This window comes from Gilliamella sp. W8136 (assembly GCF_016101285.1).
In the GTDB taxonomy this organism is placed as follows: Bacteria; Pseudomonadota; Gammaproteobacteria; order Enterobacterales; family Orbaceae; genus Gilliamella; species Gilliamella apicola_N.
This window is the reverse complement of record NZ_JACFQU010000004.1, coordinates 35,693-48,212: the sequence shown is the minus strand read 5'-3', so window position 1 is coordinate 48,212 and position 12,520 is coordinate 35,693. Positions and strand designations below refer to the sequence as shown.

Below are 12,520 nucleotides of genomic sequence, written 5' to 3'. Positions count from 1 at the left end.
ATTTTAGCTAACTAGCGACATTTCTATAAGGCATTAAATTTTAATAAACCAAAAATTATTTATGCGGTAACCAGAGAGCGGAACGTTGTCTTTTTTCGCATTGTATTAAAGTAAATGCCCTTATAGATTTTTTATAAGGCTGAATTTAGCTAACATAAAAGCAATTAAATTCTAATAGTTATCAAAATTACTAAACTTAACTATATTAAGATAATCGAAAGTCACTTTTTGTAGCTATTAAAATATCAAGGAAGTAGATTAATTTTAGTTGAGTATTCATAAGTAGTGTTTGGATGAAAAAAATGATATCAACCCCAATAGTTGTAAAAAATCTTAAATCAAGATACCTCTAATTATCAGGAATTAACAAAGGTTGTGTATTTAATTATTCGCTTGCAAAATAAAATAATTCAAATGTTTTGATTTTTTTTAAGAAGTCAATACTAAACATCGTTCCTCGTTTTATATATAATAGCCACTTACAGACTTGGATTTAGAATATAAATTTCGGAGTTTTTCATGCAGCAGTTTCGTCCTATTCGTCGTGCTTTACTTAGTGTTTCTGATAAAACAGGAATTATTGAATTCGCCAAAGCCTTATCAGAAAGAAATATTGAACTCCTTTCTACTGGTGGTACCGCCAAATTATTAATCGATAACCATATTCCAGTCACCGAAGTATCCAATTATACGGGGTTTCCTGAAATGATGGATGGACGAGTCAAAACCCTACATCCTAAAATACACGGTGGCATTTTAGGACGTCGAGGTATAGATGACGAAGTCATGCAGCAACATCAGATCGATCCTATAGATATGGTGGTTGTTAATTTATATCCTTTTGCTAAAACGGTTGCTAATGCCAATTGTACTTTAGAAGATGCGATAGAAAACATTGATATCGGTGGACCAACCATGGTGCGATCCGCTGCAAAAAATAATAAAGATGTTGCCATCGTAGTTGATTGTCAAGACTATAGCGCAATCATTGATATGCTGGATAAACAGCAAAATTGCCTAACTTTCAAATATCGATTTAGTTTAGCCATAAAAGCATTTGAACATACCGCTAAATATGACGGCATGATTGCTAACTATTTTGGCAAACTTGTTCCGCCATATTATGGTGAAATCGAAAAACCAGCAGGAGAGTTCCCGCGAACCTTAAATCTTCAATTCATTAAAAAACAAGATATGCGATATGGTGAGAATGCTCATCAACAGGCCGCTTTTTATATTGAAGAAAATCTTGAGCAAGCTTCGATTGCTACCGCTAAACAGCTACAAGGTAAAGAATTATCCTATAATAATATTGCCGATACGGATGCAGCGCTAGAATGTGTGAAATCCTTTGATGAACCAGCTTGCGTAATTGTTAAACATGCTAACCCATGTGGTGTTGCTGTAAGTGATAACATTTTAAATGCCTATCTTAATGCTTTTAAAACCGATCCAACTTCCGCGTTTGGTGGAATTATTGCTTTTAATCGACAGTTAGATGCTAAAACAGCCCAAACAATCATTGATAAACAATTTGTCGAAGTGATTATTGCACCGTCAATTAGTGCTGATGCATTGGCTATCACACAAACTAAAAAGAATGTACGAGTGCTTGAATGTGGTGAGTGGTCAACGTCATCGTTAGCGAGTTTAGACTTTAAGCGAGTTAATGGTGGTTTATTAGTGCAAGAGCGTGATTTGGGTATGATTACACCCGAGCAGTTAACTGTTGTTACCAAGCGCCAACCAACTGAGCAAGAGCTTTCAGATGCTCTATTTTGTTGGAAAGTGGCTAAATTTGTAAAATCGAACGCGATTGTTTATGCAAAAAATAAAATGACCATCGGTATTGGGGCTGGCCAAATGAGTCGTGTGTACTCAGCTAAAATTGCTGGTATTAAAGCACAAGACGAAAATCTAGAGGTTGCCGGTTCTGTTGTTGCTTCTGATGCCTTTTTCCCATTTCGTGATGGTGTTGATGCGGCAGCGGCAGCTGGGGTAACTTGTGTGATCCAACCAGGCGGCTCGATTCGCGATGAAGAAGTCATCCAAGCTGCAAATGAGCATAATATTGCGATGATTTTTACCAACATGCGCCATTTTAGGCATTAATGCGTTTTTCTAGTTTGTTTTATATTTATTAAAATTACATTGGTTATCTTCTTAAGGAAGAAGCATATAAAGGATCTTTTATGAAAGTATTAGTGATTGGGAATGGTGGACGCGAACATGCGTTAGCTTGGAAAATAGCACAGTCACCATTAGTATCAAAAGTCTTTGTCGCTCCAGGAAATGCAGGGACTGCACTTGAATCAGGTCTGGAAAATATTAACATTAAAGCGACGGATGTTAGCGGATTATTGAATTTTGCTCAGCAAGAGCAAATTGATCTTACTATTGTTGGTCCTGAAGCTCCATTAGTCATTGGTGTTGTTGATAGCTTTCAAAAGGCTGGATTAAAAATCTTTGGTCCAACAAAATCAGCATCACAACTTGAAGGTTCGAAAGCCTTTACCAAAGATTTTTTAGCACGGCATAACATCCCAACCGCCGAATATCAGAATTTTACTGAACTTGAGCCAGCACTAGCCTATATTCGTGAGAAAGGTGCACCAATTGTGATTAAAGCTGATGGTTTAGCTGCGGGTAAAGGTGTTATTGTTGCCATGACACTTGAAGAAGCCGAAGCTGCTGTAAACGATATGTTGGCAGGCAATGCTTTTGGTGATGCTGGACACCGTGTGGTTATTGAAGAGTTTTTAGAGGGTGAAGAAGCCAGCTTTATTGTTATGGTGGATGGCAAAAATGTTGAACCAATGGCAACCAGTCAAGATCATAAACGCGTTGGTGATGGTGATACTGGTCTTAATACGGGTGGAATGGGAGCGTATTCGCCAGCACCAGTTGTGACCGATGAAGTTTTTGCTAAAATCATGGATCAAGTGATCTACCCAACAGTCAATGGCATGGCGCAAGAGGGCAATGTATATGTTGGCTTTTTATATGCAGGTTTAATGATTGATAAAGAGGGAAATCCCAAAGTTATTGAATTTAACTGTCGCTTTGGTGATCCTGAAACTCAACCTATCATGATGCGTTTGCAGTCAGATTTAGTCAAATTATGTTTAGCGGCAGTCGATGGTAACTTAGATACCGTAAAATCAAAATGGGATCCTAGACCAGCATTAGGTGTTGTAATGGCTGCAGGAGGTTATCCTGGCGACTATAATACGCAAGATGAAATCATTGGATTACCAACCGAATCATCTTCAGATTGCAAAGTATTCCATGCAGGTACTAGCTTTGAAAAAGGGCAAGTGTTTACCAAAGGTGGGCGCGTTCTTTGTGTCACCGCTTTAGGTAACACAGTCCTAGAGGCTCAACAAGGTGCTTATCAGCAAGTTAATAATATTCGTTGGCATGGCTGTTTTTATCGCCATGATATAGGTTATCGAGCCATTGAGCGTGAAAAACATAATCATAAACAGTAATATTAGCTAAATTTAATAACTTAAGGCGTCCTAGGGCGCCTTTTCATTAACAAAAACGTTAATCAAAAGTCTAAACTTTTAAAGCAATGGGAAACTTCTCAATGACTAAAAAACACAAAAAGGGCTAAAACCGTTCCTATAACAACGATATTATAAATACCATAGGCTCGAATAAAATAGGCGACGGAAGGTGAAAAAATAGGTAAATACGACGCTATAATACATACAAAGATAGCGATAAATAAGTATTTTAACCAATTTTCACATTGTTTATCCCAAATAAATATTATAAATACAGTAATAATTGATAACATAAAGGAAGAAGATGCCAATTTTACGTTCTTAGAAGTAAATATGCCATGCCAACTTTCTACTGAATAGTCTACAAGGCCTGCAACGAACAAACCTGGTAATATTATACAAGCCCAAAGAATTTTTTCTAAAATAAAAACAATCGTTTTTTTCATGTTTTTCAGTATTTCCTTATGTTCGAAATTATTATCTAAGTTATAACTAAATTTTATATCAATATTATATTGATGCATAGCATGTTGTAAATCAATAAGATAACACAATAATACAGTTGAAAATTGAATATAAAAAATTGTTTAATTAATATAACTGTATGTGTTGGAAAGGTTAAAAAAACAAAAACTATTTCGTTAATAAATTTTTTAAATTCAGAAATTAATGTAATTCAAATTCTAAAAGAAAACATATCAATTAATTGGGTATTAATTGGATGCAATAAAATAAAGAGTAAACAAAAAGATAATAATGATTTTATAAGCGTTAATAGAGTTATTACTAGATTGAAATAGCTTATATAACTTAAATTGCTTATATTATTTTAGTAAATAAAATGACTGCTTATATATAATATGTGGATCGTTATTATTACAGCTAACATAAAAATAGCTTAGTGAAAATAACATTTAATTGAAACTAACTAATGCGTTATTTTAAGAAGATACATTCGATAATTTTTTAGCCCAATCATTTTTACCGTCTAATTTTTTATGATCTAAATTATCGTCTGAATAGTAAATTGCTGTTGATGTATAATGTAATAAAGCTTGATATCTGTCTTTTGTGTTTATCAATATTAATAATTTATTAATAAAAATTAAAAATGAATTAAGAATCCTCTGATTGTTCTTGATAAATTGAATGTTCATTTTAAGTTATATCACTCTGTGTTATGCTAGCATTAATATTAGATCACAGGATGTTACTTATGATAAAAGATCCTTTCTTTGATAGAGAATCAGAAAAGTATGATTCTCCAATTGCCAGTCGTGAACTTATTTTAGATTACCTTAAAAAAGAAGCAAAACCAGCCAATTTAGAGAAAATTGCCCAAGCTGTTGCGATTAAAAGTGAAGAGCAAAAAGTAGCTTTGCATCGTCGTTTGCGTGCGATGGAACGTGATGGACAAGTCGTGTTTACCCGCCGCAAATGTTATGCCTTACCTGAAAAATTTGATATGGTTAAAGGAAGTGTAATTGCACACCGTGATGGCTTTGGTTTTTTGCGAGTAGAAGGTAATCCAGAGGATTATTTTTTATCACCTGAACAGATGAAAAAAGTGTTACAAGGCGATGTGATTTTAGCTCAACCATTGGGAACCCAATATCGTGGTAAAGTCGAAGCACGGGTCGTGCGAATTTTAGAGCCACGTAGTAATTTTATTGTCGGACGATATTTTATCGAACAAGGTGTCGGCTTTGTAGTGCCAGATGACAGTCGTTTAAATTTTGATATTTTGATTGTGGGCAAACCTGATCGTACGGTACGTATGGGCTCTGTTGTGGTAGTTGAATTACAGCAACGACCAGAGCGTCGTCAAAAAGCGGTAGGGATCATTAAAGAAGTGCTTGGCGAAATTATGGGAACCAATCTTGCCATTGATATTGCGCTTCGTAATCACGAGATCCCTTATGAATTACCGAAAGCGGTTATAAAAGAGACCAGCAAATTTACCGAACAAGTTCCAGAAAATGCCAAAAAAGGACGCAAGGATTTGCGTGAATTACCTTTGGTTACAATTGATGGCGAAGATGCTCGAGATTTTGATGATGCTGTCTATTGCCAAAAAAATCGTGGAGGAGGTTATCGCTTATGGGTCGCAATTGCAGATGTAAGTTACTACGTTCGTCCAGGTAAAGCATTAGATAAAGAAGCCTGCTTACGCGGTACATCAGTCTATTTCCCATCTCGCGTGATCCCTATGTTACCAGAAGTGTTATCTAACGGGCTTTGTTCGTTAAACCCGCAAGTTGATCGCTTATGTTTAGTGTGTGAAATGACTGTATCAAATAAAGGTCGTCTAACAGGTTATGAATTTTACGAAGCTGTGATGAATTCGCATGCAAGATTGACTTATACCAAAGTTGCTAAGATTTTAGATGGTGATAAAGAATTACGTGAGCATTATCGTGATTTAATCCCACATCTTGAAAACTTGCAAGGTCTTTATAATGTACTTGATAAAGCTCGTATTGCACGTGGTGCGATAGGTTTTGAGTCCGAAGAACCAAAATTTATTTTTAATGCCGATAAACGTATTGAAAGTATCGAATTGACTCAGCGTAATGTTGCTCATAAAATCATTGAAGAATGTATGATCTTAGCGAATGTAGCTGCTGCAAAATTCGTGATTAAAGCTGATGTACCATCTTTATTCCGTGTACATGATAAACCTGATGAAGAGCGTATGAATAATCTGCGCAGTATCTTAAGTGAACTTGGGTTATCACTTGGAGGTGGTTCTAATCCTAAACCAAAAGATATTGCTGAGTTAATGGTTGCGGTTGAAGAGCGACCAGATCATGATATGCTACAAACTGTTATTTTACGGTCAATGAAACAAGCCATTTATGATCCAGAAAATCGTGGACATTTTGGCTTAGCACTTGAAGAGTACGCACACTTTACTTCGCCTATTCGTCGTTATCCAGATTTACTCTTACATCGAGCCATTAAATGGATTTTAGCTGATCAAAATCACAAAACAAGCAAAACGGGTGGTTATCGTTATAGTACCAGTGAAATGCTTTACTTTGGTGAACACTGCTCAATGACAGAACGTCGAGCTGATGAAGCTGTTCGCGATGTTGTGGATTGGCTTAAATGTGATTACATGCAAGATCATGTTGGTGAAGTCTTTAATGGAACTATTTCAAGTGTCGTTAATTTTGGATTCTTTGTTCGTTTAGATGATTTGTTTATTGACGGTTTAGTTCATGTCTCTTCACTTGAAAATGATTATTATAATTTTGATGGCTCACGCAACCGTCTTATCGGCGAAAATACTCGTTTCGTATATCGTTTGGGCGATAAAGTACAAGTTAAAGTCGATAATGTGAATCCAGAAGAACGTAAAATTGATTTTTCGTTAGTGGGAAGTAATAATAAGCCGAAACGTCAAGGTAAAACAGCCAAAGATAGATCCAAACAGGATAAAATCGATTTAAGTGTTGATTTACCCATTAAACGAAAAGCGAAAAAATCATCCAGCAAGAAAAGAAGTACTAATGCTAGCACTAAAGCTGAAAATAAAACCCAAAGCAAAACCCAAAGTAAAACTAAGACCAAAACAAAAGCGAAAGCGATTGTAAAAACTAAAACTAAATCAAAAAATAACACTAAGAAAAACAGTAAATCGAAATCGACAACTAAAAAACAACGAGTTAAAACAAAGAGTAGCAAATAGATGAGTGAAACAGTTTATGGTATGCACGCTATTGAAGCATTATTAGCGCGTTCACCAGAAAGAATTATTGAAGTATTTATTATTAAAGGGCGTGAAGATAAACGTCTAATTGCCCTTATTCATCAATTGGAACAACTGGGATTGCCTGTTAAAGTAGCCAATCGTCAGTGGTTGGATGAAAAAACCAAAAATGGTGTCCATCAAGGTATTCTAGCTATGGTTAAACCAAGCCGTGGTTATCATGAAAACGATATTCCACTACTGATGGAACAGCAACCCAATCCTGTCATCTTAATTTTAGATGGTGTGACTGATCCACATAATTTAGGGGCATGTATACGTACAGCTGATGCAGCTGGTGTAAGTTTTATTATCGTGCCAAAAGATCGCTCAGCACCACTTAATTCTACCGCACAAAAAGTAGCGTGCGGTGCGGCAGAAAGTGTTCCTGTTGTGCGAGTAACTAATTTAGCGCGTACCATGCGAATGCTACAAGATGAATACCAAGTTTGGATTGTCGGTACTGCTGGTGAAGCCGATAGAACGCTTTATCAAACTGAATTTTATAAATCATCGACCCCGACGTCACTGGCTTTGGTGATGGGTGCAGAAGGTGAGGGCATGCGTCGTTTAACGAAAGAACATTGTGACGAATTAGTCAGTATTCCAATGTCAGGCATTGTCTCTTCGCTTAATGTATCAGTTGCAACAGGTGTTTGTTTATTTGAAATTGTACGCCAAAAGAGTAAATAGTAAGGGCGGGTAATATGCTAGGATTGCTTAAAAAACTATTACCAACCAAAAAAGAAATGCCAGCGCTTTCAGGGCGAGATCTTCATGGTCGTAATAATGTTGGTTATCCGACTATGCAAATTTCACGTGAAATTGATAATGTGGTAAAAACGCAATACAAAGCCATCAAACCGATCATCAACCAATATAAGGATACTCTATTTTTTAAATGGGGACCGAGTGTTATAAATGATAAATTGAACGATGAACAACTGGCTAATTTATCAGGTCGCAATTTACAAATGGTCTATTTGTTGTTATTTCGTGACATGCTTCGGTACCTTTCTGAACTCGTTACGTTAAAAAATGTACCCGAAAACTGGCCAGAAGTTTTTGCCCAAACCGTGTTGGATAATTGTCGTATGCTTAGTGATGCAGACGATAAAGATATTGCGAAGAAACAGCAATTATTTGCTAATACTGAACGTTTTGCAGTGGATGTCCCCATTGATGAAAAAAATCCTGACAACACAGAAATTCCTGATTGGACAGTACCTATTGCTGAACTGATCATGATTCCGTCAGATATGATCTATAAATGTCATCGCCCATTGATAACCGCAATTGAAAAACGAGAAAAACATGGTTAATGTTATTTTCTAAAAAATAATTAAATGAATCCTTAAAGCAGGATTCATTTTTTATCTTTTCTTAATTTCCTTTCTTTGATTATTTCCAATCTGTAAATTTTGCAATTTATATTTGCAAAAATACCAACTAGGTAAGCAAATTTATCTCACTTATACTGCATTTAAGAAGTAAATAGGTGAATAAGTTTATGCGAACAAGAACCATTGAATTATTTAAGAAATTTATTTCCATCGACTATCCTTTAACTGTCGAAATGCTATCGGAAGATTTCCAAATTAGTGCCCGAACGCTACGCAATGAAATTAATGAAATTAATGCTTTTTTACAAAAAAGATGTTTACCCGAAATTTCAACGGTACGTAATAAAGGCTTTATCATTGATGCCACACAAGAACAAAAACAGCAAGTCCATAATGCGTTATTAGGGGTATCTATTTCACCCATTTTAAGTAAGGATGAACGCCAATTTGATTTGTTGTTATCCATTGCTTTTTCTAGCTGCCCAACTATTTTATGTCATAAAGAAAATATCTATTTTGTTTCGAAAAGTGTATTAGATGAAGATATTCGTAAACTTAAAACACGATTAAAAAAATACGATATTGAATTAACCAGCTTGCCTAAACAAGGAATGCAGCTCATAGGATTAGAGCGCTCTATTCGTTTAATGATGTATGAAGCAATTAACCAATTCTATGGTAATCTAGAATTGAATAAACCATTACATGAACTGAGTTTAATACAGCAATTACTCTTTAAGTATGTACCTCAAAATCTGATTATAAACCTATTAAAACTTGCCCATAAAACCATCAGTCAAATTCATGATGAAATTTATGTTCAACAAATTGTAATTTTTACTGCCATTTGGGTCATTCGCAATCAACATCAACATCATTTAACTATGGTTAGAGCCGATTTTAAACACCATGAATCGGGGCAAATCACAAAATTTATTCATTTAGTTTGCCAACATGAAAAGTTGCAAACCAATCGACAAGAACAACAATATATTATCTACATGCTTGAAGCATTCAACACTAAAGATATTAATAACTATGTCGAGTGGTTAAATGCACAGTTATTGGCAATTAAATTGGTGAATTATGTTGAAGAAAAAACACAAATTCCATTTTCAACCAAACAAGAACAACTTTATGAAAACCTTTGTAAACACTTAGCAGGATTGATTGCCAGAGTAAGTAATAATATCCACATTATTAATCCGTTACTTGATAATATTAAACAAAATTACGATGAAATTTACACCGTAATTAAACGCTTTATACAAAGCCCTGAAGCAAATTTAAGTCATAAAGTTTCTGACGATGAAATCGCCTTTTTAACAATTCATTTTTCTGCTTTTGCTAGTGCAATTAACCAAGATCGTAGCTATTTTTTTAAAGCAGTGGTTGTTTGTGATCATGGCATTGCGACTTCTAATTTATTAGCTGAAACACTCAAAGAGTTTTTTAATATTGATATTTTGGCCATTCTAGGTCGAAATAATTTTGATCTATTAGATCAGCTTGATTATGACTTAATTTTTTCTACATTTCCGTTACAGCATTCGGCTCATCCCGTATTGGTGTTAGAACCCATTTTGAAAGAAAAAAATCATCCCATTATCACCGATTTTCTAGCTAAACACCGATCTAACCAACGAATTGTCAACCATTTAGATGATGCCACTGATCTTTTTTACTCTCTTGTTAATTTAATTCAAGAAAGTGGTGGCGTTGTGTCTGCACCAATCTATAACCGGCTTGAGAAGTGTTTAGCGATTAATAATCTTAAAATCAATAAAAGGAAAATTCAGCCTATGTTGAAAGATATTTTGACTGATGATGACATCATATTACAGCAAGATTGCCGTGATTGGCGACAAGCTATCACTACTGCTGCTGAACCACTACTAAAAAAAAGTTTCATCTTACCATCCTATATCCAAGCCATGATTAGCTCGGTTGAACAATATGGTCCGTATATTGTGATAGGAAAGGATTTAGCATTAGCACATGCTCGACCAGAAGATGGCGTGAATCAATTAGGGGTGAGTGTGGTAACGATGCGTGAACCCGTGGATTTTGGTAACTCAGATATGGGGCCAGTAAAAATTATATTTTGTTTGGCAGCCATCGATTCTTTTTCTCATCTCAATATTATGCGTAGCTTAATTGAGTTGATTAATGATGAACAAAAACTTACGCAACTCACCACGTGCCAATCGGTACAGGAATTTAAAACAATTTTATTTAATGAAACAAAATCGGCTTAAACAACTCAGTCGTAGGAGGATTGAAAATGAGTAATTTAACTATTTTATTTGTTTGTGGCGCAGGATTAGGCAGTAGTTTTGCTGCACAAATGGCTACCGAAGACGTGCTAAAAGCTAAAGGTATTGAAGCTAATTTAGATCATACTGATATTTCATCCGCTGCGGCGATGAATGCCGATATCATTATCACGGCTGAAAACTTTCGCCCACAGTTTGCCAAATTCAATATCAACGATAAAACCACCATCGTGTTTCTTAGAAATATTGTTTCCAAAGTTGAAATTGAGGAAAAGCTTTGCCCCGTTTTACAGCAAAAAGGACTGATTTAGTCGCGATAACAGGAGAATATTATGAATGTGATTAACTTTATTATCGACAATATTTTAACGCAGGCTTCAATAACCATTAGTTTAATCGCCATGCTTGGGCTTATTTTACAAAAAAAATCAGTCGGACAAATTATTTCAGGAACACTAAAAACCTTATTAGGCTTTCAGGTGTTAAATGCAGGTTCAAGCATTATTGTTGGTAGTTTGACTTATTTTGGTCAAATCTTTACCGCCGGTTTTGATATGCAGGGAATTATTCCATCCATTGAAGCCATAAATGGACAAGCCATGAATCAACTAGGTTTAGGTCGCGATATTGCACTGACCTTTTTGATGATCTTTATTTTCAATATTCTTATTGCTCGTTTGACTCGTTGGAAGTATATCTTTTTAACTGGACAGGCGATTTTGTGGATGGCGACCATGACGACCGTATTTGGTAGTGTAGCAGGCCTTTCTGGAATAGCTTTAATTTTAGTGGGAGGTTTAATTGGTGCTATTTTTGCAGTAATGATGCCAGCCATTGCGCAGCCAATTATCTATAAAGTGACAGGATCAAATGATATTGCTCTTGGTCATTTTTGTACAATCGGTTATCTATTTGAAGCGGGTGTTGCTTATGTAGTGGGTGAAAAAGGTGAGAACAAACGCTCAATTGAAGATATGAAATTGCCCAAGTCATTCGAATTTTTACAAGATACTTATCTATCTGTAATGGTGGTTATGGTACCACTTTATGTCATTACTGTACTGTTTGCGGGTGAACAATATGCCTCAACTTTATCAGGCTCACAAAACTATGTGATTTATGCCTTTACACAATCAATTATTTTTGTGGTAGGGATCTATGTATTGTTAGCAGGCGTGCGCTTATTGCTGGGTGAAATCGTGCCAGCGTTTAGGGGAATTGCCATGAAAGTGGTACCAAATGCCATTCCAGCGCTTGATTGTCCGGTGTTCTTTCCATATAGCCCAAATGCAGTAATTTTAGGTTTTATTACTACTTCAATTGGTACAGTGATTGCGATGTTAACACTGCCGTTCTTTGGTTTAGCGATGATCTTACCTGGCATGTTAACTAACTTTTTTGCAGGGGGAACCGCAGGCATATTTGGTAATGCGATTGGTGGGCGTCGTGGTGCTTTAATTGGCGGGATAGCACATGGCTTTTTTATTACCTTATTGCCTGCACTGCTGGTTACTATTTTTACGCAAATGGGCTTTGTTAATGCTACAGCAACGGATGTGGATACCGTTACAGTCGCATTACTTTATGCGTGGGTGTTAGGTCCAATTTTGAAACACTTTTAACAAGGATAATTGC

The 12,520-nt window shown here is 35.7% G+C and carries 9 protein-coding genes; 8 read left to right on the top strand and 1 reads right to left on the bottom strand.

Going from position 1 to position 12,520, the window contains the following annotated elements; genetic code table 11:
- Positions 1–519: 519 nt before the first annotated feature.
- Both purH and purD read left to right on the top strand, forming a co-directional pair.
- A complete protein-coding gene (gene purH / locus H3T96_RS03200; protein WP_144091566.1) occupies positions 520–2,112 on the top strand; it encodes a bifunctional phosphoribosylaminoimidazolecarboxamide formyltransferase/IMP cyclohydrolase in 1,593 nt (530 codons plus the stop codon).
- A gap of 80 nt (positions 2,113–2,192) precedes the next feature.
- Complete coding sequence (purD, locus tag H3T96_RS03195) at positions 2,193–3,491, top strand: phosphoribosylamine--glycine ligase (RefSeq protein WP_144091567.1); 1,299 nt, start codon at positions 2,193–2,195, stop codon at positions 3,489–3,491.
- A gap of 98 nt (positions 3,492–3,589) precedes the next feature.
- Here the strand turns inward: purD and H3T96_RS03190 are convergent, their stop codons facing one another.
- On the bottom strand, positions 3,590–3,958 hold the full coding sequence (locus tag H3T96_RS03190) for a hypothetical protein (protein ID WP_144091568.1): 369 nt from the start codon (positions 3,956–3,958) through the stop codon (positions 3,590–3,592).
- A 770-nt stretch (positions 3,959–4,728) separates the two neighbouring features.
- Here H3T96_RS03190 and rnr point away from each other — a divergent pair.
- From rnr to H3T96_RS03160, 6 genes are all read left to right on the top strand, one after another.
- On the top strand, positions 4,729–7,206 hold the full coding sequence (gene rnr, locus H3T96_RS03185; RefSeq protein ID WP_144091569.1) for a ribonuclease R: 2,478 nt from the start codon (positions 4,729–4,731) through the stop codon (positions 7,204–7,206).
- Positions 7,207–7,959: a 23S rRNA (guanosine(2251)-2'-O)-methyltransferase RlmB gene (rlmB, locus tag H3T96_RS03180; protein ID WP_086308866.1), complete on the top strand. Its 753-nt coding sequence runs from the start codon at positions 7,207–7,209 to the stop codon at positions 7,957–7,959.
- A 14-nt stretch (positions 7,960–7,973) separates the two neighbouring features.
- Entirely contained in the window at positions 7,974–8,588 is a 615-nt protein-coding gene (locus H3T96_RS03175; protein WP_144091570.1) for a hypothetical protein, read from the top strand.
- Between the two features lie 188 nt (positions 8,589–8,776).
- Positions 8,777–10,867: a transcription antiterminator gene (locus H3T96_RS03170; protein ID WP_144091571.1), complete on the top strand. Its 2,091-nt coding sequence runs from the start codon at positions 8,777–8,779 to the stop codon at positions 10,865–10,867.
- Between the two features lie 26 nt (positions 10,868–10,893).
- Positions 10,894–11,196 (top strand): PTS sugar transporter subunit IIB, encoded by a 303-nt coding sequence (locus H3T96_RS03165; RefSeq protein WP_065738740.1) that lies wholly within the window; start codon positions 10,894–10,896, stop codon positions 11,194–11,196.
- Positions 11,197–11,217: 21 nt separating this feature from the next.
- Positions 11,218–12,507 (top strand): PTS sugar transporter subunit IIC, encoded by a 1,290-nt coding sequence (locus H3T96_RS03160; protein ID WP_065738741.1) that lies wholly within the window; start codon positions 11,218–11,220, stop codon positions 12,505–12,507.
- Positions 12,508–12,520: the final 13 nt, after the last annotated feature.